Genomic DNA, 24,554 nt, shown 5'->3' with positions numbered 1-24,554 from the left:
GATGTATCTGGCGACCACAGGCCGCCGGGACACGCCGGCCCCGCCCCGCGGCAGCGGAGCGGGCCGGCACGTCCCCGGCACCGTCCTCGCACTCGGCACGGTCAGCCTCGTCACCGACATCTCCTCCGAGATGGTCACCGCGGTGCTGCCGCTCTACCTGGTCCTCGGACTCGGTCTCTCACCCCTCCAATTCGGCTTCCTGGACGGCCTGTTCAACGGCGCCGCCGCCCTCGTACGCCTCCTCGGCGGGTACGCCGCCGACCACGGCCGCGGACACAAACGGGTCGCCGGGCTCGGCTACGCCCTGTCCGCGCTCTCCCGGATCGGCCTGCTCCTCGCGGGCGGAGCCACCGCGGGGATCGCCGCCGCCCTCGCCACCGACCGGGTCGGCAAGGGCATCCGCACCGCCCCCCGGGACGCCCTGATCACCCTGAGCGGCCCGCCGGAGACCCTCGGCCGTTCCTTCGGCGTGCACCGCGCCATGGACACCACCGGTGCCCTGCTCGGCCCGCTCGCCGCCTTCGCCCTGCTCTGGGCGACCGCCGACGCCTACGACGCGGTGTTCGTCGTCAGCTTCTGCGTCGGCCTGCTCGGCGTGCTGCTCCTGGTCCTCTACGTCCCCGCCGACCGCCCCGCGCCGCGCCCCGTCACCCGCGCACCGCGCCGGCGCAAGGTGTTCGAGGCACTCCGCGACCCCGCATTCCGGCGCATCCTCGCGGCGGCCGCCCTGCTCGGCGCCGCCACCGTGGGCGACTCCTTCGTCTACCTCCTGCTCCAGCAGCGGCTCGCCCTCCCGGTCGGCTGGTTCCCGCTGCTGCCGCTCGGCGCCGCCGCCTGCTACCTGCTGCTGGCCGTACCGGCCGGACGGGTCGCCGACCGGGTCGGCCGACGCCTGCCGTTCCTCTGCGGACACCTCGCCCTGCTCGGCGTGTACGCCGCGCTCCTCGCCCCGGCCGGCGGCCCGGGGACACTGCTCCTGGTGCCCGTGCTCGCCCTGCTCGGCGTCTTCTACGCCACCACCGACGGGGTCCTGATGGCCCTGGCCGGTCCCGTACTGCCTGCCGACGGCCGGGCGGGCGGCCTCGCCGTGCTCCAGACCGGCCAGGCACTGGCCCGGATGCTCGCCGCCGCGGGCTTCGGCGCGGCCTGGACCCTGTGGGGGCCGGACACCGCGCTGTGGGCCGCCCTGTCGGCACTGCTCCTCGCCCTCGCGGGCGGCTGGGCGCTGCTGCCGCGCACCCCCTCCAGCACCCCCGACGCGCCGGAAGCCACCATCCCCGAAGGGCGGACCGCATGAGTGCCAGGTTCCCGACCACCGCGACCCCGCTGGGGCCCCGCGCCCGGATCACCGTCGTGGTGGCCGCCGTGCTGCTCCTCGCGGGCGGTTCCCTCGGCTACGTACTCCACGCCCAGCAGCGGACCCGGGGCGAACGGGACGGGGCCGACGCCTCGTTCGCCCTCACCGGGCCCGCCCTGTACTTCCGGGACGCCGACGGCGGACGCGTCGCCCGCCGGCCCCTCACCGGGGCGCGCACCGCCGGTTCACGTACCACCGGCGGCCCCGCCTGCGACCGCTTCTACGCCTCCGGCGACGGGGCGCTCTGCCTGCGCGCCAAGTCCGGGGTGCTGCCGAGGACGCAGGCCGTCGTCCTCGACCGGCAACTGCGCGAGAAACGCCGGATCACCGTGCCCGGAGTACCCACCCGGGCCCGGGTCTCCGCCTCCGGACGGATGCTGTCCTGGACGGTGTTCGCCACCGGCGACTCGTACGCCACCACCGCCTTCTCCACCCGCACCGCCATCCTCGACCTGCGCACCGGCTACCTCATCAAGTCCATCGAGAACATCCAGCTCACCATCGACGGCGCCCGCTACCACGCCCCCGACGTCAACTACTGGGGCGTCACCTTCGCCCGCGACGACAACCGCTTCTACGCCACCGTCTCCACCAAGGGCCGTACCTACCTGGTCGAGGGGAACATGCGGGACTGGACGGCGAAGGCGCTGCGGCAGAACGTCGAATGCCCCTCCCTGTCGCCCGACAACACCCGGCTCGCCTTCAAGAAGAAGGTCTCCGGCGACGCCGCCGCGCCCTGGCGGCTGTACGTCCTCGACCTGCGCACCCTGCGCGAGACCCCGCTCGCCGAACAGCGCGGCGTCGACGACCAGGCGGCCTGGCTCGACGACCGCACCCTCGCCTACGCCCTGCCCGGCGCCGACGGCCGCAGGAGCGACGTGTGGACCGTCCCCGCCGACGGCACGGGCACACCCCGGCTGGCCGTGGAAGGAGGCTCCTCCCCGGTGGCGGTGGCCGGTTGAGCGACGGCGGAAGAAGGGGGCGCGCGGACCGGCGCGCGGTGTAAGGTGACGCGTCCCCACCCGGGGCCGGACCAAGGAGGTGAGACCCATTACCGCTGTACCAGGCTGGGTGCTCGCCGTCCGCGACCACGCGACCGACCCGACGTAGGTCGTCCGGCGGAGCGCCCATCGGCTTCCCGAAAGGCTCCGCACATGTCGCTTTCCCCTGCTCCGTCCACCCTCTTTGCCGTGGTCACCGCCCTGCGCTCGGCCGGCTGCGTATTCGCCGAGGACGAGGCGGAACTGATCGTCGCCGCCGCCGCCGACCCCGCCGCCCTCGCGGCCATGGTCGAGCGGCGGGCCGCCGGCCACCCCCTGGAACACGTCCTCGGCTGGGCCGGGTTCGACGGTCTGCGGATCGTCGTCGGCCCCGGCGTCTTCGTACCCCGCCGCCGCACCGAGTTCCTGCTCCACCAGGCCGCCGCCCTGGCCCGGCCCGGGGCGGTCGTCGTCGACCTGTGCTGCGGCTCCGGCGCCCTGGGCGCGGCGCTCGCCGCCCGGCTCGGCCCGCTCGAACTGCACGCCGCCGACGTCGAACCCGCCGCCGTGCGCTACGCCCGCCGCAACCTCGGCGGCGCGGGCGAGGTCCATCGGGGCGACCTCTTCGAACCGCTCCCCGGCACACTGCGCGGCCGGGTGGAGATCCTGCTGGCCAACGTGCCGTACGTGCCCACCGGCGACGTCGGACTCCTCCCCCCGGAGGCCCGCATCCACGAACCCCGGGTGGCACTCGACGGGGGCCCGGACGGCCTCGACGTCCTGCGCCGGGTCGCCGCCGAGGCCCCGCACTGGCTGGCACCGGGCGGGCACCTGCTCATCGAGACGAGCGAACGGCAGGCCACCCGCGCCGAGGAGACCCTCGCCCGCCACGGCCTGGCCACCCGGGTGGTCGTCTCCGACGAGCTGTACGCCACGGTCGTCGTCGCGACCCGCCCCGGGGGCCTCGGCTAGGCTCGGGACGGCTGGACGGTGTGTGGACGGCGAGCGGGAGAGCACGTAATGACGACAGCGCCGGGGCGCAGGAGCAGCACGTTCACCCGACTGCTGCGGCACGGGTTCACCGACCCCTCCGCCGCCGAGCGCCTCCTCGACCTGCCCGAGCTGGCTCCGGTCCGCGCCGATCCGGTGCTGCTCGAAGCGCTCGGCGCCACCGCCGACCCCGATCTGGCCCTGCGCGGCCTGGTCCGGCTGGTGGAGGCCGAGACGCCGGACGAACGGCAGATGCTGCTCGACACCCTGATCACCGCCAAGCCGTTGCGCGACCGGCTGCTCGGGGTGCTCGGGGCGTCCGAGGCGCTCGGTGACCACCTCGCCCGCCACCCCCGCGACTGGCAGGCCCTGGCCACGTACGAGGCCGCCGACCTGCACCCCGGCGTGGCCGAGTTCGAACAGGGCCTCGCCGGGGCCGACGACCCCGACGCGCTGCGCGTCGCCTACCGCCGCTGCCTGCTGGCCATAGCCGCCCGGGACGTGTGCGGCACCACGGACGTCGCCGAGGCCGCCGCCGAGCTGGCCGACCTGGCGACCGCGACGCTGCGGGCCGCGCTGGCCATCGCCCGTACGGCCGCGCCCGGGGACGCGGCCCGGTGCAGGCTCGCCGTCATCGCGATGGGCAAGTGCGGCGGCCACGAGCTGAACTACGTCTCCGACGTCGACGTCATCTTCGTCGCGGAACCGGCCGACGGCTTCGAGGAGGGCGAGGCCGTGCAGGCCGCCACCCGGCTGGCCGCGCACATGATGCGGATCTGCTCCGACACCACCGTCGAGGGCACCATCTGGCCGGTCGACGCCAACCTCCGCCCCGAGGGCCGCAACGGCCCCCTGGTGCGGACGCTCTCCTCGCACCTCGCGTACTACCAGCGCTGGGCCAAGACCTGGGAGTTCCAGGCGCTGCTGAAGGCCCGCCCGGTGGCCGGCGACCCGGAGCTCGGCGCGGAGTACGTCGAGGCCGTGTCGCCGCTGGTCTGGCAGGCCGCGGACCGGGAGAACTTCGTCCCCGACGTCCAGCGGATGCGCCGCCGGGTCGTCGACAACATCCCCGCCGACCGGGTCGACCGGGAGATCAAGCTCGGCCCCGGCGGGCTGCGGGACGTCGAGTTCGCCGTACAGCTCCTCCAGCTGGTGCACGGCCGCAGCGACACCACCCTGCGCAGCGGCACCACCCTGGAGGCCCTGGGCGCACTCGCCGCGGGCGGCTACGTGGGCCGGGTGGACGCCGCCCAGCTCGACGACGCCTACCGCTTCCTGCGCGCCATGGAGCACCGCATCCAGCTCCACCGGCTGCGCCGCACCCACCTCGTTCCGGAGGACGCCCCCGACCTGCGGCGGATCGGCCGCTCCCTCGGGATGCGCACCGACCCGATCACCGAGCTCAACCAGGCCTGGAAGCGGCACGCCTCCGTGGTGCGGCGGCTGCACGAGAAGCTCTTCTACCGGCCGCTGCTCGACGCCGTCGCCCAGCTCGCCCCCGGCGAGACCCGGCTCAGCGCGAAGGCCGCCGGGCACCGCCTCGAAGCCCTCGGCTACGCGGACCCGGCCGCCGCGCTGCGCCACCTGGAGGCCCTGTCGTCCGGGGTGTCCCGCAAGGCCGCCATCCAGCGCACCCTGCTGCCGGTGCTGCTGGGCTGGTTCGCGGACTCCGCGGACCCGGACGCCGGGCTGCTCGGCTTCCGCAAGGTGTCCGACGCCCTGGGCAAGACCCCCTGGTACCTGCGGCTGCTGCGGGACGAGGGCGCGGCGGCGGAGAACCTGGCGCGGGTGCTGTCGGCCGGGCGGCTCGCCCCCGACCTGCTGCTGCGGGCCCCGGAGGCGGTGGCGATCCTCGGCGACCCGCAGGGGCTGCGGCCGCGCACCCGGGAGCACCTGGAGCAGGAGGTGCTGGCCGCGGTGGGGCGCGCGGACGGGGCCGAGACGGCCGTGGCGGTGGTGCGCGGGGTGCGGCGGCGCGAGCTGTTCCGGACCACGGCCGCCGACCTCATCGGTTCGTACGGCACGGAGGAGAACCCGGCCGAGGAGGACCCCGGGACGCTGGCCGACCGGGTCGGCAACGCGGTCACCGATCTGACCGCCGTCACCATCGCGGGCGCCCTGCGCGCCGCCGTGCGCGAGCAGTGGGGGGACACCCTGCCCACCCGGTTCGCGGTCATCGGCATGGGCCGCTTCGGCGGGCACGAACTCGGCTACGGCTCCGACGCCGACGTGCTGTTCGTCCACGCCCCGCGCGAGGGCGTCGACGAGCAGGAGGCGGGCCGGGCCGCGAACGCGGTGGTCTCCGAGATGCGCCGCCTGCTGCAACTGCCCACCGCCGACCCGCCGTTGATCATCGACGCGGACCTCCGCCCGGAGGGCAAGAACGGCCCGATGGTCCGTACGCTGCGGTCGTACGACGCGTACTACCGGCGCTGGTCGCTGGTCTGGGAGAGCCAGGCGCTGCTGCGCGCCGAACCGGTGGCGGGCGATGCCGAGCTGGGGCGCGCGTTCATCGATCTGATCGACCCGCTGCGGTACCCGATGGAGGGCCTGGGGGAGGACGCGGTCCGTGAGATCCGCCGGCTGAAGGCCCGGATGGAGTCCGAGCGGATGCCGCGCGGCGCGGACCCCACGCTCCACACCAAGCTGGGCCGCGGCGGGCTGAGCGACGTCGAGTGGACGGTGCAGCTGATGCAGATGCAGCACGGCTGGCGGCTGCCCGGACTGCGCACGACCCGCACCCGCGAGGCCCTGGCGGCGGCCTGCGCGGCCGGTCTGATCCCGGGGGAGGAGGCCGCGACCCTGGACGAGGCGTGGGTGCTGGCCACCCGGGTGCGCAACGCGGTGATGCTGGTGCGCGGCCGGCCTGGAGACACCTTCCCGTCCGGCCCGCGCGAACTGACCGCGGTCGGGCGGTACCTGGGCTACGAGCCGGGGCACGTCGGGGACATGCTGGACGACTACCGGCGGATCACCCGGCGGGCCCGCGCGGTGGTGGAGGAGCGCTTCTACGGGGCGTGACGCCCCGCGGCCAGGCCGACCGCCCGGACCCGCCCGGTCGGCGCCGGTACCCGCTTCGCGAGATGGTGCGGCAGCGATCCGTACCAGGCGTACGACACCGCGTAACCGAAGGCCAGGCAGGCCATGCCGCCCAGCGCGTCCAGCCAGAAGTGGTTGGCGGTCGCCACGATGACGGCCAGGGTGAGGGCCGGGTACAGCAGCGCGAGGATCCGCGCCCAGGGCGCGGAGACCAGTGCGAAGACCGTGAGTCCGCACCAGAGCGACCAGCCGATGTGCATCGAGGGCATGGCCGCGTACTGGTTCGACATGTTCTTGAAGTTGCCCGAGGCCATCGAACCCCAGGTGTGGTGGACCAGCACCGTGTCGACGAAGTGGCCGCCGTTCATCAGCCGGGGCGGCGCGAGCGGATACAGGTAGTAGCCGAGCAGGGCCGCCCCCGTCGTCGCGAACAGGGTCAGCCGGGCCGCCGCGTAACGGCCGGGGTGACGGTGGAACAGCCACATCAGCACGCAGACCGTGACGACGAAGTGCAGCGTCGCGTAGTAGTAGTTCATCGAGACGATCAGCCATGTCACGGAGTTCACCGCGTGGTTGACCGTCTGTTCGACGGCGATGCCCAGATACCGCTCGGCCGACCAGATCAGGTCGGCGTTGCGCAGAGCCTGCGCCCGCTGTTCCGGGACGGCGTTGCGCACCAGCGAGTACACCCAGTAACTGGCCGCGACGAGCAGGATTTCGAACCACACGCGCGGTCGGCGGGGAGCACGGAGATGGCGGGGGTGGCGGAAGGGGCGGAGGGGGCGCGGGGAACGCCGCTCCGACCGGTCTTCCTGTGGCATCACGCTCAATTCACCCATAGGCATAGAGTCTGCCAGAAAACACCCTCCCGCCCGTTGATCCTCCGGCCGGGTCAGGGATGCGCGGAGGAAGCCGGGGCGCACGGCGGAAGGCCCCCGTCGCCGGACTGCGGGACGGGGGCCTGCGTGGGATGCTGGTTCAGGCGACGGTGGCCGGGGCGGGGCCGGGCCCCGCGGCCGTGGAGCCGCGGACGACCAGTTCCGGCATGAAGACGAACTCGCTGTGCGGGGCGGGGGTGCCGCCCACCTCTTCCAGCAGCGTGCGCACGGCGGCCTGGCCCATCGCCGTGACCGGCTGACGGATCGTGGTCAGCGGCGGATCGGTGAACGCTATGAGCGGCGAGTCGTCGTAACCGACCACCGACAGATCGCGCGGCACCTCCAGCCCCGTCCGGCGGGCCGCCCGGATCGCGCCGAGCGCCATCATGTCGCTCGCGCACACCACCGCCGTGCAGCCCCGCTCGATCAGTGCCGCGGCCGCCGCCTGGCCACCCTCCAGGGTGAACAGCGAATGCTGGATCAGCTCCTCCACCGCGTCCGGCGCGAGACCCAACTGCTCCCGCATGGTGGTGTGGAAGCCCTCGATCTTGCGCAGCACGGGGACGAACCGCTTCGGGCCGACCGCCAGCCCGATCCGCTGATGCCCCAGCGAGACCAGGTGCGTCACCGCGAGCCGCATCGCCGCCCGGTCGTCCGGCGAGATGAACGGCGCCCGGACCTGCGGGGCGAAGCCGTTGACCAGGACGAACGGGACACCCTTGGCACGCAGTTGTTCGTAGCGCCGCATGTCCGCCGAGGTGTCGGCGTGCAGCCCGGAGACGAAGATGATGCCCGCCACGCCGCGGTCGACCAGCATCTCGGTCAGCTCGTCCTCGGTGGAGCCGCCGGGGGTCTGGGTCGCCAGCACCGGGGTGTAGCCCTGCCGCGTCAGCGCCTGGCCGATGACCTGGGCCAGGGCGGGGAAGATGGGGTTCTCCAGCTCGGGCGTGATCAGGCCGACCAGTCCGGCGCTGCGCCTGCGCAGCCGCACGGGCCGTTCGTAGCCGAGCACGTCGAGGGCGGCGAGAACGGATTCGCGGGTGGCCGCTGCAACACCGGGCTTGCCGTTCAGTACACGGCTGACCGTCGCTTCGCTGACCCCCGCCTGAGTTGCGATATCGGCAAGCCGTGCGGTCATGGAAGTGGACTGTACCGGGCGCCTGTCGGATTGCCCACCAGGGGCCGGAGCGGGGTGGGCGGCCGGGTTCGTACGACCGTGCGGGGGAGCGCGTCGGCAACGTCTTGCAAGGTCTTGCGGGGCGATTCCGTGATCGTCGGTCCGATGGTCGTACTGCTCGCATCCGGGGCATGGCCCCGTGCTGCCAGGGTGTGACTGTCTTCGTCAAGAGTCTTGACGGCAACCGTGAGGACACGCGAATGTAACGATCGTCGGAGCTTGCAGAAATCTTCCGCAAACTCTTTCGGCGTTCTTTCATCCTTGTTACGTTCTCGTCGACCCGGCGCCGCGACGGAGCGGTTCGGCAGTTGAAGGAGTTCAGATGCGACGTGGCATAACGGCCACCGCCCTGGTCGCGGCCCTGGCGCTCGCGGCGACCGCTTGCGGCAGCGACGACGAGGGGAGCACGGGCAACAACGGCTCGGGCGAACTCTCCGGCACCGTGACGTGGTGGGACACCTCCACCGCGGGCAGCGAGGACAAGGTCTTCAAGAAGATCGCCGAGGACTTCACCAAGCAGCACCCGAAGGTCAAGATCAAGTACGTCAACGTTCCCTTCGGCGACGCCCAGAACAAGTTCAAGAACGCCGCCCAGTCCGGCTCCGACGCCCCCGACGTCATCCGCTCCGAGGTTGCCTGGACCCCCGAGTTCGCCGACCTCGGCTACCTGGCCCCGCTCGACGGCACGGCCGCGCTGAAGAACCCGGACGACTTCCTGAAGCAGGCCGCCGCGTCCACCAAGTACAACGACAAGACGTACGCGGTGCCGCAGGTCATCGACTCCATGGGCATCTTCTACAACAAGAAGATCTTCAAGGATGCCGGTGTCGAGGTCCCCAAGAGCATCGACGAGCTCAAGACCGTCTCGAAGAAGATCAAGGACAAGACCGGCAAGACCGGGATGTACCTGCGCGGCGACGACGCGTACTGGTTCCTCTCCTTCCTCTACGGGGAGGGCGGTGACATGGTCGAGGCCGGGAACAAGACCGTCACCATCGACAACCCCGCCGGCGTCAAGGCGATGAAGGTCGTCAAGGACCTCGTCGACTCGGGTGCCGCCCAGACCGATGCCACGGACGGCTGGGAGAACATGCAGGCGTCCTTCAAGGACGGCAAGGTCGCGATGATCATCAACGGCCCGTGGGCCGTCGCCGACACGTACACCGGCAAGGAGTTCAAGGACAAGGCCAACCTGGGCGTCGCCCCGGTCCCGGCCGGCTCCGCCGGTCAGGGCGCCCCGCAGGGCGGCCACAACCTGGCCGTCTACGCCGGTTCCAAGAACCTGGACGCCTCCTACGCCTTCGTCGACTACATGACCTCCGCGGACACCCAGGCCAAGGTCACCAAGGAGCTGAGCCTCCTGCCGACCCGCACCTCCGCGTACGCCAAGGAGGACGTCGTCGACAACGAGATCGTCGGCTTCTTCAAGCCCGTCGTCGAGACCGCCGTCGAGCGCCCCTGGATCCCGGAGACCGGCAGCCTCTTCGCCCCGCTGGTCACCGAGTACACCAAGGCCCTGACCGGCCAGGTCACGCCGGAGAAGGCCGTCAAGACCACCGGCGACTCCTACCGCAAGCTCCTCAAGGGCTGGAAGTAACAGGAAGGCAGGCCGGCTGATGGCAGTCCACACCGGCCAGTCGGTGGCGAAGGCCGCGGGTGACGACGTCGCCCGCGGCCGGAGCCGCGGCACTGGCAACCCCCCACCGCCGGGCAGGATCCGACGGGCTTTGTCGACCCACTGGTACGCCTGGACCATGGTCGCCCCGGTCGTCGTCGTGATCGGCGTGATCATCGGCTATCCGCTGGTCCGCGGCATCTACCTGTCGATGACCGACGCCAACGAGCGCAACGTCGCCCGGTCCATCGGTGTCAACCACATGCCCGCCACGTACAAGTTCGTGGGCCTGGACAACTACACCGAAGCGCTCACCGGCGACCAGTTCCTCGGCACGCTCGGCTGGACCCTGGTGTGGACGGTCTCCTGCGTGGCCATCACCTTCGCGCTCGGGATGGCCCTCGCCAACATCCTCAACCGGCGCATCGCCGGCCGGTCCGTCTACCGGATGGCGCTCATCCTGCCCTGGGCCATCCCCGGTTTCGTCTCCGTCTTCGCCTGGCGCTTCCTCTACAACGAGAAGCGCGGGCTGCTCAACGAGATCCTCACCGGCGCCGGGATCGACGGCATCCCCTGGCTGAACGACCCCACCTGGGCGAAGTTCTCGGTCATCGCCGTCAACGTCTGGCTCGGCGTGCCGTTCATGATGGTCGCCCTGCTCGGCGGGCTCCAGTCGATCCCCACCGAGCACTACGAGGCCGCCGAGATGGACGGCGCCACCGCCTGGCAGCGGTTCCGCCACATCACCCTGCCGGGGCTGCGGCCGGTCTCCACCACGGTGATCCTGCTCTCCACCATCTGGACCTTCAACATGTTCCCGGTCATCTTCCTGCTGACCCGCGGCGGACCCGGCGAGGCCACCCAGATCCTGGTCACCCAGGCGTACAAGTTCTCCTTCGAGATCAGCCCGCGCGACTTCGCGCAGTCCTCCACCTGGGGCGTCCTGATCCTCGTACTCCTGCTGATCTTCGCCGCTGTCTACCGGCGGGTCCTGCGCACCCAGGGAGACGACTGGTGACCACCGCCCCCGCACCCGCCCCCGCGCGCAAGGCCAGGCTGCGCGGCGAGCGTTCCCCGCTCGCTTCCGCCGGACTGCACCTCACGCTCGTCGTCGCGTCCGTGATAGCCGTCTTCCCCGTGCTGTGGATTCTGCTCACCTCGCTGAAGCCCGCCGCGTACGCCACCACCACGGACTTCTTCAAAGAGACCACGTTCGAGAACTACACGAACCTGATCCAGAACACGAAGTTCCTCACCTGGTTCGGCAACTCCCTGCTCATCGCGGGACTCACCACGCTGCTCGGCGTCATCGTCTCCGCCTCCACCGGCTACGCCGTCAGCCGCTTCCGGTTCCCCGGCAAGCGCGGGCTGATGTGGACGCTGCTGGTCACCCAGATGTTCCCGGTCGCCGTCCTCATCGTGCCGATCTACAACATCATGTCGAGCATGGGGCTGCTCAACCAGCCCGCCGGCCTCGTCATCACCTACCTCACCATCTCGGTGCCGTTCTGCGCCTGGATGATGAAGGGCTTCTTCGACACCATCCCGCGCGAGATCGACGAGTCGGGCCAGGTCGACGGCCTCACCCCGTTCGGCACCTTCTGGCGGCTGATCCTGCCGCTCGCCAAGCCCGGACTCGCCGTCACCGCGTTCTACTCCTTCATCACCGCGTGGGGCGAGGTCGCGTACGCCTCCGCGTTCATGGTCGGCGAGGACAACCTCACCCTCGCGGGCGGACTCCAGCTCTTCGTCAACCAGTACGGAGCCCAGTGGGGGCCGATGACCGCGGCGTCCGTGCTGATCGCGATACCCGCGGCCCTGGTCTTCCTCTTCGCCCAGCGCCACCTGGTCACCGGCATGTCCGCCGGAGCCGTCAAGGGCTGATCCGGGCCGGGATCCCTCGCACGACCCGCACGCACCAAGTCACGGCGGCCGCCGGTGTCCGACCCCGGCCCCGGCGCCGCCACCCACCCCGACACCTCAGGGACGACATGACCCAGCACCTCGCTGCCCCCGTCAACAGCACGTCCGGCGCCGCTCCGGCCCACCAGACCGGCTGGTGGCAGGACGCGGTGATCTACCAGGTCTATCCAAGGAGCTTCGCCGACGGCAACGGCGACGGCATGGGCGACCTCGCCGGCGTCCGCGGCAGACTCCCGTACCTCAAGGAACTCGGTGTGGACGCGGTCTGGCTCAGCCCGTTCTACGCCTCCCCGCAGGCCGACGCGGGCTACGACGTGGCCGACTACCGGGCCATCGACCCCATGTTCGGCACCCTGCCGGACGCCGACGCGCTGATCCGGGACGCCCACGGCCTGGGCCTGAGGATCATCGTGGACCTGGTGCCCAACCACTCCTCGGACCGGCACGACTGGTTCCGGCGCGCCCTGGCCGAGGGTCCCGGCTCCGCCCTGCGCGACCGCTACCACTTCCGCCCCGGCAAGGGCGGGAACGGCGAACTCCCGCCCAACGACTGGGAGTCCATCTTCGGCGGCCCCGCCTGGACCCGGACCACCGACCCGGACGGCACCCCCGGCGACTGGTACCTCCACCTCTTCGCCCCCGAGCAGCCCGACCTCAACTGGGAACACCCGGCCGTCGCCGACGAGTTCCGCTCCATCCTGCGCTTCTGGCTCGACATGGGCGTCGACGGCTTCCGGGTCGATGTCGCCCACGGCCTGGTCAAGGCCGCCGGACTGCCCGACCTCGGCAGCCACGACCAGCTCAAGCTGCTCGGCAACGACGTCATGCCGTTCTTCGACCAGGACGGGGTGCACGCGATCTACCGCTCCTGGCGCACCATCCTCGACGAGTACCCCGGCGACAGGATCCTCGTCGCCGAGGCGTGGACCCCGACCGTCGAGCGCACCGCCAACTACGTGCGCCCCGACGAGATGCACCAGGCGTTCAACTTCCAGTACCTCGGCACCGCCTGGGACGCCGCCGAACTGCGCGCCGTCATCGACACCTCGCTCGACGCGATGCGCCCGGTCGGCGCCCCCACCACCTGGGTGCTCTCCAACCACGACGTGACCCGGCACGCCACCCGCTTCGCCAACCCGCCCGGCCTCGGCACCCAGATCCGCACCCCCGGCGACCGCGAGCTCGGCCTGCGCCGCGCCCGCGCCGCCACCCTGCTGATGCTGGCCCTGCCCGGCTCCGCCTACGTCTACCAGGGTGAGGAACTCGGCCTGCCGGACGTCACCGACCTGCCCGACGAGGTGCGGCAGGACCCGTCGTTCTTCCGCGCCGAGGGCCAGGACGGCTTCCGCGACGGCTGCCGGGTGCCGATCCCGTGGACCCGTGAGGGCAGCTCGTACGGCTTCGGCGACGGCGGCAGCTGGCTGCCCCAGCCCGACGGCTGGGGCGGGCTGAGCGTCGAGGCGCAGACCGGCGTGGCCGGCTCCACCCTGGAGCTGTACCGGGCCGCGATCGCCGCCCGCCGGGCCCACCCCGGCCTCGGCGCCGGCGACGCGGTCCAGTGGCAGGACGCCCCCGAGGGGCTGCTGGCCTTCGCCCGCCCCGGCTTCGTCTGCACCGTCAACACCACCGGCCGCCCGGTACGCCTGCCGGCGCCCGGCGACGTCCTGCTGTCCAGCACCCCGGTCGCCGTCGACGGCGGCACGATCGAGCTGCCCGCGGACACCACGGTGTGGTGGACGGTGTGACCGTCCCCCCGCCCCGGAACGGCCCGGCGGCCGGCGGTGCGCCGAGACTCTCGGACATCGCCGGCCAGGCGGCGGTCAGCGAGGCGACCGTCAGCCGGGTGCTCAACGGGAAGCCGGGCGTCGCGGACCCCACCCGCCAGCGGGTGCTCGCGGCGCTCGACATCCTCGGCTACGAACGCCCCGTACGGCTGCGCAGGCGCAGCGCCGGGCTCGTCGGGCTGGTGACCCCCGAGCTCACCAACCCGATCTTCCCGGCGTTCGCGCAGGCCGTGGAGCAGATGCTGGCCGGGCACGGCTACACCCCGGTGCTCTGCACCCAGCTGCCCGGCGGCGCCACCGAGGACGAGCTGGTCGAACAGCTCGTGGAGCGCGGCGTCGACGGGATCGTCTTCCTCTCCGGGCTGCACGCCGACCTGTCGGCCGACCCGGGCCGGTACGCCGTGCTCGCCGACCGCGGTGTGCCGTTCGTCCTGATCAACGGCTACAACGAGCGGATCAGCGCCCCCTTCGTCTCGCCCGACGACGCCGCGGCCGTGCGGATGGCGGTCGGGCACCTCGCCGACCTCGGGCACAGCCGGGTCGGCCTGGCGATCGGGCCGCAGCGCTACGTTCCCTCCCGCCGCAAGCGCGAGGGCTTCCTCGACGCCTCGGTGAGCCTGCTGGGCCTGGACCGCGCCGAGGCCGAACTGCTCGTCTGCCCGACGCTGTTCAGCGTCGAGGGCGGTCAGGTCGCGGCGGGCGCGCTGCTCGACCGGGGCTGCACGGGCATCGTCTGCGGCAGCGACCTGATGGCGCTGGGCGTGGTGCGCGCGGCCCGGGAGCGCGGGCTCGGGGTGCCGCGCGACGTGTCCGTGGTGGGCTTCGACGACTCGCAGCTCATCGCGTTCACCGACCCGCCGCTGACGACGGTGCGCCAGCCGGTGCAGGCGATGGCGGCGGCCGCGGTCGGCGCCCTGCTGGAGGAGATCGGCGGCAGCCCCGTGCAGCGCACGGAGTACGTGTTCCAGCCGGAGCTGGTGGTACGGGGGTCCACCGCGGCGGTCCGGGGCGTCTGACGCCCCGGCGTACAGGAGAGGCACCGGGAGCCCCGGCCCTGGACGGGCCGCAGCGGGGAGATGGACGGCTCCGGGTGCCTCTCTTGCGCGTGACCGGCCCGGCCGGCCGGGCGCGTGGGGGTCCGGGGTCGCCGGAACCCCCCGGCCGACCGGACCGGAGTCGGGTGAAATGTAACAGCGCTGCAATGCCTTGCGTAAGTCCTTGCAGGCGGAAAACTGCTGCATTTCGTGGAAGTTAGCGGGATGTGTCCAAAGGGTTGACCGGAACCTGACGGGCTCGTACGGTCGTCGGCGCAGCAAGGTTTGCATTCTTGCAGCAAGAACCTTCAGGAGCCTTGAAGGCAGGGCGCGTTGCCGCGCGAGGCTGCACCGTCACCCGCATTTCCCCCCACAGCAGGAGGAAACATGGCACGCAGACCACTGTCCGCGCTGCTCGCCCTGGCGGCCGGAGCCGCCGTCCTGGTGGCCCCCGCCGCCACCACCGCCCAGGCCGCCGCCCCCGGGGAGAAGGACGTCACCGCCGTTCTCTTCGAGTGGAAGTTCGACTCCGTGGCCAAGGCCTGCACGGACTCGCTCGGCCCGGCCGGCTACGGCTACGTACAGGTCTCACCGCCCCAGGAGCACATCCAGGGGAGCCAGTGGTGGACCTCCTACCAGCCCGTCAGCTACAAGATCGCCGGACGGCTCGGCGACCGGTCCGCCTTCGCGGCCATGGTCAGCACCTGCCACGCCGCGGGCGTCAAGGTCGTCGCCGACTCCGTCATCAATCACATGTCGGCCGGATCGGGCACCGGCACCGGCGGCTCCCCGTACACCAAGTACGACTACCCCGGCGTGTACTCCGCCGCCGACATGGACGACTGCACCGCGCAGATCAGCAACTACCAGGACCGCGCCAACGTCCAGAACTGCGAACTCGTCGGCCTCGCCGACCTGGACACCGGCGAGGAGTACGTACGCGGCAGGATCGCCGCCTACCTGAACGACCTGCTCTCCCTGGGCGTCGACGGCTTCCGCGTCGACGCCGCCAAGCACATGCCCGCCGCCGACCTCGCCAACATCAAGTCCCGGCTGAACAAGCCCGGCGTGTACTGGAAGCAGGAGGCGATATACGGCGCAGGGGAGGCCGTCCAGCCCGACGAGTACACCGGCACCGGGGACGTCCAGGAGTTCCGCTACGCCCGCGGTCTCAAGCAGGTCTTCAACAACGAGAACCTCGCGTACCTCAAGAACTACGGCGAGGGCTGGGGCTTCCTCCCCTCGTCGAAGGCCGCCGTCTTCGTCGACAACCACGACACCGAGCGCGGCGGCGACACCCTGAACTACAAGGACGGCGCGAACTACACCCTCGCCAACGTCTTCATGCTCGCCTGGCCGTACGGATCGCCCGACGTGCACTCCGGCTACGAGTGGTCCGACAAGGACGCGGGTCCGCCCAACGGGGGCACGGTGAACTCCTGTTACAGCGACGGGTGGAAGTGCCAGCACGCCTGGCGCGAGATCTCCTCCATGGTCGGCCTCCGCAACACCGCGCGCGGCGAGGCCGTCACGAACTGGTGGGACAACGGCGGCGACCAGATCGCCTTCGGCCGCGGCTCCAAGGCGTACGTGGCCATCAACCACGAGGGCTCCGCGCTGACCCGTACGTTCCAGAGCTCGCTGCCCGCCGGTGACTACTGCGACATCCAGTCCGGCAAGGGCGTCACGGTGAACGGCTCCGGCCAGTTCACCGCGACCCTGGGCGCCAACACCGCCCTGGCCCTCCAGGTCAACGCCCGCACCTGCTCCGGCGGTGGCACCACCGAACCGGGCACCGGCACCTCCGGCGCCTCCTTCGGGGTGAACGCCACCACCCAGCCCGGCCAGAACATCTACGTCACCGGCGACCAGGGCGCCCTCGGCAACTGGAACACCGCCGCCGCCCTGAAGCTCGACCCGGCGGCGTACCCGGTCTGGAAGCTCGACGTGGCCCTGCCCGCGGGCACCTCGTTCGCGTACAAGTACCTGCGCAAGGACGCGAGCGGCAACGTCACCTGGGAGAGCGGGACGAACCGCACCGCGACGGTCCCCGCCACCGGCAGGGTCACGCTGACGAACGACGTCTGGCGCGGCTGACCCCGTCCGCCGGCCCGAACCGCCCCGCCCCGCGATCCACGCCGGGGCGGGGCGGTCCCACAGCCGAACCCACCCGCCTCCGAAACCCCGTACCCGTACGCAAGGAGAACCGCCCCGTGTCCCGTTCCGCCCTCCGGAGAGGAGCCGTCGCCGCACTCTGCGCGGCGCTCCTCCCCGTCGTCCCGGCGGCGTCCGCCTCCGCCGCGCCGAGACCGCCGGCCCCGCCCTCGGACGCGAAGCTCGCCAGGGAGCCCGCCCGCCACGACCTGACGCGGGAGCAGTTCTACTTCGTCATGCCGGACCGGTTCGCCAACGGCGACCGGGCCAACGACCGCGGCGGACTCACCGGCTCCCGCCTGGAGACCGGCTACGACCCCACGGACAAGGGCTTCTACCAGGGCGGCGACCTCAAGGGCCTCACCCGGCGCCTCGACTACATCAAGGGCCTCGGCACCACCGCCATCTGGCTCGCCCCGATCTTCAGGAACCGCCCCGTCCAGGGCACCGGCAAGGACGCCTCCGCCGGCTACCACGGCTACTGGATCACCGACTTCACCCGGGTCGACCCGCACTTCGGCACCAACGCCGACCTGACGAAGCTGATCGACAAGGCCCATGCCAAGGGCATGAAGGTCTTCTTCGACGTCATCACCAACCACACCGCCGACACCGTCGACTACGCCGAGCGGACCTACGGCTACCGCCCCAAGGGCGCCTACCCCTACCTGGACGAGGACGGCCGCCCCTTCGACGACGCCAAGGGCCTCGCGAAGGTGAACGCCGGCTCCTTCCCGTACACCCCGACCACCACCGAGAACGCCGGCGGCAAGGTCCCCGCCTGGCTCAACGACCCGACGATGTACCACAACCGCGGCGACTCCACCTACGCCGGCGAGTCCACCACGTACGGCGACTTCTCCGGGCTCGACGACCTGTGGACCGAACGCCCCGAGGTCGTCTCCGGCATGGAGAAGATCTACGAGAAGTGGGTCCGCGACTTCGGCATCGACGGGTTCCGGATCGACACCGTCAAACACGTCGACCTGGACTTCTGGACCCAGTGGGCCACCGCCCTCGACGCCTACGCGGCCAAGCGCGGACGCGAGGACTTCTTCATGTTCGGCGAGGTCTACTCCTCGGACACCGCCGTCACCTCGCCCTACGTCACCCGCGGCCGGCTCGACGCCACCCTCGACTTCCCGTTCCAGGAGGCCGCCCGCCAGTACGCCTCCCAGGGCGCCCCGGCGGCGAAGCTCGCCGCGGTGTTCGGCGAGGACTACCGCTACACCACCGACAAGGCCAACGCCTACGAGCAGGTCACCTTCCTCGGCAACCACGACATGGGCCGCATCGGGACGTTCCTGAAGCAGGACAACCCGAAGGCCGGCGACGCCGAGCTCCTCGCCCGCGCGAAGCTCGCCAACGAGCTGATGTTCCTCGGCCGCGGCAACCCCGTCGTCTACTACGGCGACGAACAGGGCTTCACCGGCGCGGGCGGCGACAAGGACGCCCGGCAGACCATGTTCGCCTCGAAGACCGCCGACTACCTCGACGACGACCAGCTCGGCACCGACCGCACCCACGCCCTTGACGCGTACGACACCGGCCACCCGCTGTACCGGAACATCGCCGCGCTCTCCGCGCTCACCCGGAACCACCCGGCCCTGCGCGACGGGGTCCAGACCGAGCGGTACGCCGAGGGCTCCGTGTACGCCTTCTCCCGCACCGACCCCGCCAAGCCGTACGAATACCTCGTCGCCTCCAACAACGGCACCGCCCCGCGCACCGTCGAACTGCCCACCGGCACGGCGAACACGGACTTCCGCACCTTGTACGGCGGCTCCGGCACCCTCCGCAGCGGCGCCGACAGGAAGCTCACCGTCACCGTCCCCGCCCTCTCCAGCATCGTGCTCCGCGCCGACAAGCCCCTGGGCGCCCCGGCCACCGGGCCCTCGGTCACCCTGAAGGCCCCGGCCGCCGGAGCCACCGGCACCGTCGAGATCACCGCCGACGTGGACGGCGGACAGCTCAACCGCGTCGTCCTCGCCGCTCAGACCGGCAACGGCAAGTGGGTCACCCTCGGCTCCGCCGACCACGCCCCGTACAAGGTCACCCAGTACCTCGACGACACCGTGCGGGCCGGTACGCCGCTGCGCTACAAGGCCGTCGTCGTCGACCGCACCGGCCGCACCGCGAGCGCCCTCGCCGCCACCACCGCCGGACAGGCCCCCGCCGCACCGAAGCCCGTGGCCGTCGAACGCGACTACGCCGTCGTCCACTACAAGCGCGCCGACGGCGACTACGACGGCTGGAAGCTCCGCTCCGGGGACACCACCGCCGCCTTCACCGGGCGCGACGCCTACGGCGCCTTCGCCTGGATCAAGCCCGGCGAGGGCGCGGCCGACCTCCCGTACACCGTCGAGAAGGACGGCACCGCCGACGGGCCGCAGCGCACCGTCGACCTCGCGCGGACCGGCGAGGTCTGGATCGAACAGGGCAAGGACGGCCAGGCCGACGAGGCCCCCGACGGCGCCCGCCCGCCGCAGGACACCACCAGGGCCGTGCTCCACTACTACCGGCCCGACGGCGACTACGACGGCTGGGGCCTGCACACCTGGACCGGCGCCAAGAACCCCACCGACTGGGCGAAGCCGCTCCAGCCGGTGAAGCGGGACGCCTCCGGCGCCACCTTCGAGGTCCCGCTCGCCGAGGGCGCCACCTCGCTCTCCTACATCCTGCACAAGGGCGACGAGAAGGACCTCCCCAGCGACCAGTCCCTCGACCTCGCCACCTACGGCAACGAGGTCTGGCTGCTCGGCGCCACCCCCGGCTACCTGCTGCCCCAGACCGGCGGCGTCCCCGCCCCCGACCTCTCCAAGGCCGAGGCGCAGTGGATCGACGCCGACACCGTCGTATGGAAGGTGAAGGCCACCGGAGCCACCAGCCAGCAGCTCGTCTACGCCAGGGACGGCGCCATCACCGTCGCCGACGGGGCGCTGAGCGACGAGGGCCAGTGGCTCCGGCTCACCCCCGCCGCGCTCACCGACGCGCAGAAGGCGAAGTACCCGCACCTCGAGGACTACCCGGCGTTCACCGTCGACACCCGCGACCGGGGCCGCGTCCGCGAGGCGCTGCGCGGTCAGCTGATCGCCACCCAGCGCGCCGCCAACGGCGCCCTGCTCGCCGCCACCGGAGTACAGAGCGCGGGCGTCCTGGACGACCTGTACGGGAAGAACGCGGCCGACGCCGCACTCGGCCCGGTCTTCGACACCAAGGGCCGCCCCACCCTCTCCGTCTGGGCCCCCACCGCCCGCACCGTCGCCCTCGAACTCGACGGCCGACGCGTCCCGATGCGCCGCGACGACCGCACCGGAGTCTGGTCCGCCACCGGCACCAGGGGCTGGACCGGCAAGCCCTACCGCTACCTGGTCGACGTCTGGGCCCCCACCGCCGGAGAGTTCGTCACCAACAAGGTCACCGACCCCTACTCCACCGCACTCACCACCGACTCCGCGCGCAGCCTCGTCGTCGACCTCGACGACCCGAAGCTCGCCCCCGCGGGCTGGTCCGGCCTGAAGAAGCCCGCCGCCACTCCGCTGCGCGACGCGCAGATCCAGGAACTGCACATCCGTGACTTCTCGATCGCGGACCGTACCTCGAAGCACCCCGGCGAGTACCTCGCCTTCACCGACACCGGCTCGAAGGGGATGAAGCACCTCAAGAAGCTCGCCGACGCCGGAACCGACTACGTCCACCTGCTGCCCGCCTTCGACATCGGGACGATCCCCGAGAAGAAGTCCGCCCAGCAGCGGCCCGCCTGCGACCTCTCCGTCTACGCCCCCGACTCCGAGGAGCAGCAGGCCTGCGTGACGAAGGCCGCCGCGAAGGACGGCTTCAACTGGGGCTACGACCCGCTGCACTACACCGTCCCCGAGGGCTCCTACGCCTCCGACCCCGAAGGCACCCGGCGCACCGTCGAGTTCCGGCGGATGGTGCAGGGCCTCAACGGCACCGGACTGCGCACGGTCATGGACGTCGTCTACAACCACACCGTCGCCTCCGGCCAGGACGACAAGTCCGTACTCGACCGGATCGTTCCCGGCTACTACCAGCGGCTCCTGGAGGACGGCACCGTCGCCACCTCCACCTGCTGCGCCAACACCGCCCCCGAGAACACCATGATGGGCAAGCTCGTCGTGGACTCGGTCGTCACCTGGGCCAGGGAGTACAAGGTCGACGGATTCCGCTTCGACCTGATGGGCCACCACCCCAAGGCCAACATCCTCGCCGTCCGCAAGGCGCTCGACGCACTCACCGTCGCGAAGGACGGCGTCGACGGGAAGAGCATCATCCTGTACGGGGAGGGCTGGAACTTCGGCGAGATCGCCGACGACGCCCGCTTCGTCCAGGCCACCCAGAAGAACATGGCCGGCACCGGCGTCGCGACCTTCTCCGACCGGGCCCGCGACGCCGTACGCGGCGGCAGCCCCTTCGACGAGGACCCCGGCGTCCAGGGCTTCGCCACCGGCCTCTACACCGACCCCAACACCTCGCCCGCCAACGGCACGAAGGCCGAGCAGAAGGCCCGGCTGCTGCACTACCAGGACCTGATCAAGGTCGGCCTCACCGGCAGCCTCGCCGACTACACCTTCACCGACACCACCGGCCGCACCGTCAAGGGCTCCGAGGTCGACTACAACGGCGCCCCCGCCGGATACGCGAAGGCCCCCGGCGACGCCCTCGCCTACGCGGACGCCCACGACAACGAGTCGCTGTACGACACGCTCGCCTTCAAACTCCCCGCGGGCACCCCGGCCGCCGACCTGGCCCGCATGCAGGTCCTGGCCATGGCCACGGCCACCCTCTCGCAGGGCCCCGCGCTCTCCCAGGCGGGCACCGACCTGCTGCGCTCCAAGTCCCTGGACCGCAACTCCTACGACAGCGGCGACTGGTTCAACGCCCTGCACTGGGACTGCCGCGACGGCAACGGCTTCGGCCGCGGACTGCCCCCGGCCGCCGACAACGCCGACAAGTGGCCCTACGCGAAGCCGCTGCTGGCCGACCCGGCGCTGCGGCCCGGCTGCGCGCAGATCGACGGCGCGTCCGCCGCGTACCGGGACCTGCTCACCATCCGCGCGACGGAGAGGGACTTCTCCCTCGCCACCGCCGGACAGGTGCGGTCCGCGCTGTCCTTCCCGCTCTCCGGGAAGGACGAGACACCCGGCGTGATCACCATGCGGCTCGGGAAACTGGTGGTCGTCCTCAACGCGACCCCCGCCACCACGGCCCAGACCGTTCCGGAACTGGCCGGCCGGCCGTACGCCCTGCACCCGGTCCAGGCGAACGGCGCGGATAGTACCGTCAAGAAGTCCGTGTATGGGAGGAGTTCGGGAAGTTTCACCGTTCCGGGTCGTACGGTGGCGGTTTTCTCCCTGAAGTAGGCCGGAACACCGCTACCTTGAGAGGCAGCACCGTCGGGGACTGCCGCAGTACCGCACCCCCGGCGTACGTCCTCCCACCCCCGGCCGGTCCCGGCCCCTCCCCGGTACGCCGGGCGTCCCCCACACGCCCGTGCCGCACCGGGGCAGGGGCCGGGGCCGGCCGGTCCACCTGTTTCGGCGACGGTGACCATGGCGAGCAACATCCCCGAGGAGACCAGCAGCTTTGTCGGACGGAAGGCGGAGCTCGCCAGGCTGGAGCACACCCTCGCCGCACACCGGCTGACCACGCTCACCGGCCCCGGCGGCGTCGGCAAGACCCGGCTCGCGGTCCGCGCGGCCCGGCAGGCCGCCGCCACGCACCGCGACGGCGCGTGGTGGGCCGACCTGTCCCCCCTCCACGACGACGGTCTGCTCATCGCCACCGTCTCCGACGCGGTCGGGCTCTCCGACCACACCCTGCGCATGCCCATCGACGCCCTGTGCGAATGGCTCGTCGACAAGGACCTGCTGCTCGTCCTCGACTCCTGCGAGCACCTGCGCCCGGCCTGCGCCCACCTGCTCGGCGAGATCCTCACCACCTCACCCGGCCTCACCGTGCTCACCACCAGCAGGGAACCCCTGGGCATCAAGGGCGAGCAGACCATCGAGGTCGATCCGCTCCCCGTGGAGGGCGCGGCCGACGCACTGGCCCTGTTCCGGGACCGGGCCTCGGCGGCCGCCCCCCGGCTCGCCCTTGACGAGCCGGGCAACGCGGAGGCCGCCACCGACATCTGCCGCCGCCTCGAAGGCATCCCGCTCGCCATCGAACTGGCCGCGGGAGCCCTCGGCCGGGAGACCGTCGAGCAGGTCGCCGTACGGATCAGGTCCCGTTTCGACCTGCCGGCCGACGGCTCGCTCTGGCCGCCGCGCCACCGCACCCTGCGCACCGCCATCGGCTGGAGCCACGAGCTGTGCGCCCCGCTGGAACGGCTGCTCTGGGCCCGGCTCACCGTCCTGCGCGGCCCCTTCGACGAGGCCACCGCCCGCCAGGTCTGCGCCGGAGGCCCCCTCACCCCCGACGGTGTGTCCCGGGCGCTGGCCGGGCTGGTCGCCAAGTCCGTCGTCCAGCGCGACGGCACGCGGCACCGCGTGCTCGACACCATCCGCGAGTACGGACGGATGTGGCTCGCCGAGCTCCACGAGGAACGGGCCGCCGCCGACCGGCACGCCGCCTGTTTCCTCGGCCTGGCCCGCGACGCCCACGCGGGCTGGACCGGCGACGACCAGATCAACTGGTACCACCGCATCGCCGAGTCCCACGCCGACCTCTGCGCCGCCCTCGACCACCTGCTGGTCCACGACACCGCGGCCGCCCAGGAACTGGCCGGGCGGATCGGCTTCTTCTGGTGCTGCTGCGGCCACCTCCCGCAGACCCGCGACTACGCCCGCCGCGCCCTGGACGCCGGACCCATCGTGGGCCCGCACCGCACCCGGGTGCTCTGGGTCCTCGGCATGACCCTGATGCTCCAGGGCGACTACCCGGCCGCCCGCCGGATCGGACGGCAGTGCACCAGGGAGGCCGAGCGCGACGGCACCGACGAGGGCGTCCTCGCCGCCGCCTACCTCAGCGGCTTCACCGACCTGATGACCGGCCGCCCCGAGTCGGGCCTGCGCGAGGCCGAAAGGGTGCTGCGGGTGACCGGCACCGACTCCCCGCTGGAGCGCGCCTACCGGCTGCGGTGCCGCCTCATCATCGTCTTCGCGCTGACCGGGCTGGGCCGGCTGGACGAGGCGGCACGGGCGGCGGCGGTGCTCCGCTCCGCCTGCGAGGCCCTGGACGAGTGCTGGACCCGCAGCTACGTCGACTACCAGCTCGCGCTGATCGCCCTGATGCGCGGCGAGGCCCGGGAATCCGCCGCCCACGCCCGCGCGATGCTCGCGGGCAAGCACCGCATGCGCGACCGCTTCGGCATCGCGCTGGGCCTGGACATCCTGGCCGCGGCGATCGCAGCCCAGGGCGCCGGGGCCAGGGCCGCCCGGGTCTACGGCACCGGACAGGTGTACTGGCGCATGGTCGGCCAGCCGCAGCGCGGCACGCCCGAGCTGGGCCCGCTGCGCGAGGCGTGCGAACGCCAGGCCCGCGAGGCCGTCGGTGACGCCGTCTTCCAGCGCGCCTTCGAGCGTGGCCGGAGGGACAACGCGGAGGCGGGCCTCGCGGCCGCGCTCCAGGGCGAACTGCTGCTGTAGACACGGCGGACGG

14 protein-coding genes are annotated in these 24,554 nt (G+C 72.1%); 12 read left to right on the top strand and 2 right to left on the bottom strand.

The window, feature by feature from the left end:
* Position 1 precedes the first annotated feature (1 nt).
* The 4 genes from ACFCV8_RS02675 (at position 2) to ACFCV8_RS02660 (ending at position 6,348) form a co-directional block, all read left to right on the top strand.
* Complete coding sequence (locus ACFCV8_RS02675) at positions 2–1,297, top strand: MFS transporter (protein ID WP_376683445.1); 1,296 nt, start codon at positions 2–4, stop codon at positions 1,295–1,297.
* On the top strand, positions 1,294–2,319 hold the full coding sequence (locus ACFCV8_RS02670) for a TolB family protein (protein WP_376683417.1): 1,026 nt from the start codon (positions 1,294–1,296) through the stop codon (positions 2,317–2,319). Before ACFCV8_RS02675 ends, ACFCV8_RS02670 begins: the two co-directional genes overlap by 4 nt.
* A 192-nt stretch (positions 2,320–2,511) precedes the next feature.
* Complete coding sequence (locus tag ACFCV8_RS02665) at positions 2,512–3,309, top strand: putative protein N(5)-glutamine methyltransferase (protein ID WP_376683416.1); 798 nt, start codon at positions 2,512–2,514, stop codon at positions 3,307–3,309.
* 48 nt (positions 3,310–3,357) lie between these two features.
* Entirely contained in the window at positions 3,358–6,348 is a 2,991-nt protein-coding gene (locus tag ACFCV8_RS02660) for a bifunctional [glutamine synthetase] adenylyltransferase/[glutamine synthetase]-adenylyl-L-tyrosine phosphorylase (protein ID WP_376683415.1), read from the top strand.
* On the opposite strand, the gene ACFCV8_RS02655 is transcribed toward ACFCV8_RS02660, so the two are convergent.
* Together ACFCV8_RS02655 and ACFCV8_RS02650 are read right to left on the bottom strand one after the other, a co-directional pair.
* The gene (locus tag ACFCV8_RS02655; protein ID WP_376683414.1) at positions 6,336–7,205 is read right to left on the bottom strand and encodes a phosphatase PAP2 family protein; all 870 of its coding nucleotides are present in this window, start codon (positions 7,203–7,205) and stop codon (positions 6,336–6,338) included. The genes ACFCV8_RS02660 and ACFCV8_RS02655 overlap by 13 nt on opposite strands.
* Positions 7,206–7,344: 139 nt before the next feature.
* Positions 7,345–8,382, bottom strand: coding sequence for a LacI family DNA-binding transcriptional regulator (locus tag ACFCV8_RS02650; RefSeq protein WP_376683413.1), 1,038 nt, complete (start codon positions 8,380–8,382; stop codon positions 7,345–7,347).
* A gap of 361 nt (positions 8,383–8,743) precedes the next feature.
* Here ACFCV8_RS02650 and ACFCV8_RS02645 point away from each other — a divergent pair, with 361 nt between their 5' ends.
* From ACFCV8_RS02645 to ACFCV8_RS02610, 8 genes are all read left to right on the top strand, one after another.
* Positions 8,744–10,018 carry an extracellular solute-binding protein gene (locus tag ACFCV8_RS02645; protein ID WP_376683412.1) on the top strand — a complete coding sequence of 425 codons (1,275 nt, stop codon included), beginning with the start codon at positions 8,744–8,746 and terminating at the stop codon, positions 10,016–10,018.
* Between the two features lie 19 nt (positions 10,019–10,037).
* On the top strand, positions 10,038–11,054 hold the full coding sequence (locus ACFCV8_RS02640) for a carbohydrate ABC transporter permease (RefSeq protein WP_376683411.1): 1,017 nt from the start codon (positions 10,038–10,040) through the stop codon (positions 11,052–11,054).
* A complete protein-coding gene (locus ACFCV8_RS02635) occupies positions 11,048–11,920 on the top strand; it encodes a sugar ABC transporter permease (RefSeq protein ID WP_376683444.1) in 873 nt (290 codons plus the stop codon). Before ACFCV8_RS02640 ends, ACFCV8_RS02635 begins: the two co-directional genes overlap by 7 nt.
* 107 nt (positions 11,921–12,027) lie before the next feature.
* Entirely contained in the window at positions 12,028–13,704 is a 1,677-nt protein-coding gene (locus ACFCV8_RS02630) for an alpha-amylase family glycosyl hydrolase (protein ID WP_376683410.1), read from the top strand.
* Positions 13,689–14,759, top strand: a complete 1,071-nt coding sequence (locus tag ACFCV8_RS02625; protein ID WP_376683409.1) for a LacI family DNA-binding transcriptional regulator — start codon at positions 13,689–13,691, stop codon at positions 14,757–14,759. Before ACFCV8_RS02630 ends, ACFCV8_RS02625 begins: the two co-directional genes overlap by 16 nt.
* 405 nt (positions 14,760–15,164) lie before the next feature.
* Positions 15,165–16,874: a carbohydrate-binding module family 20 domain-containing protein gene (locus ACFCV8_RS02620; RefSeq protein WP_376683408.1), complete on the top strand. Its 1,710-nt coding sequence runs from the start codon at positions 15,165–15,167 to the stop codon at positions 16,872–16,874.
* A gap of 116 nt (positions 16,875–16,990) precedes the next feature.
* Positions 16,991–22,315, top strand: a complete 5,325-nt coding sequence (gene pulA, locus ACFCV8_RS02615; protein ID WP_376683407.1) for a pullulanase-type alpha-1,6-glucosidase — start codon at positions 16,991–16,993, stop codon at positions 22,313–22,315.
* 189 nt (positions 22,316–22,504) lie between these two features.
* Positions 22,505–24,541, top strand: coding sequence for an NB-ARC domain-containing protein (locus ACFCV8_RS02610; protein ID WP_376683406.1), 2,037 nt, complete (start codon positions 22,505–22,507; stop codon positions 24,539–24,541).
* Positions 24,542–24,554 lie beyond the last annotated feature (13 nt).

The organism is Streptomyces sp. NPDC056347, assembly GCF_042262625.1.
Classification (GTDB): Bacteria; Actinomycetota; Actinomycetes; order Streptomycetales; family Streptomycetaceae; genus Streptomyces.
The sequence above is the reverse complement of the archived record's forward strand: the minus strand, read 5'-3'. Positions and strand labels throughout refer to the sequence as shown.

Coding starts and splice junctions, on each gene's coding strand:
- ACFCV8_RS02675 (WP_376683445.1), top strand. CDS start 2: ATGTATCTGGCGACCACAGGCCGCCGGGACACGCCGGCCCCGCCCCGC.
- ACFCV8_RS02670 (WP_376683417.1), top strand. CDS start 1,294: ATGAGTGCCAGGTTCCCGACCACCGCGACCCCGCTGGGGCCCCGCGCC.
- ACFCV8_RS02665 (WP_376683416.1), top strand. CDS start 2,512: ATGTCGCTTTCCCCTGCTCCGTCCACCCTCTTTGCCGTGGTCACCGCC.
- ACFCV8_RS02660 (WP_376683415.1), top strand. CDS start 3,358: ATGACGACAGCGCCGGGGCGCAGGAGCAGCACGTTCACCCGACTGCTG.
- ACFCV8_RS02655 (WP_376683414.1), bottom strand. CDS start 7,205: ATGGGTGAATTGAGCGTGATGCCACAGGAAGACCGGTCGGAGCGGCGT.
- ACFCV8_RS02650 (WP_376683413.1), bottom strand. CDS start 8,382: ATGACCGCACGGCTTGCCGATATCGCAACTCAGGCGGGGGTCAGCGAA.
- ACFCV8_RS02645 (WP_376683412.1), top strand. CDS start 8,744: ATGCGACGTGGCATAACGGCCACCGCCCTGGTCGCGGCCCTGGCGCTC.
- ACFCV8_RS02640 (WP_376683411.1), top strand. CDS start 10,038: ATGGCAGTCCACACCGGCCAGTCGGTGGCGAAGGCCGCGGGTGACGAC.
- ACFCV8_RS02630 (WP_376683410.1), top strand. CDS start 12,028: ATGACCCAGCACCTCGCTGCCCCCGTCAACAGCACGTCCGGCGCCGCT.
- ACFCV8_RS02620 (WP_376683408.1), top strand. CDS start 15,165: ATGGCACGCAGACCACTGTCCGCGCTGCTCGCCCTGGCGGCCGGAGCC.
- ACFCV8_RS02610 (WP_376683406.1), top strand. CDS start 22,505: ATGGCGAGCAACATCCCCGAGGAGACCAGCAGCTTTGTCGGACGGAAG.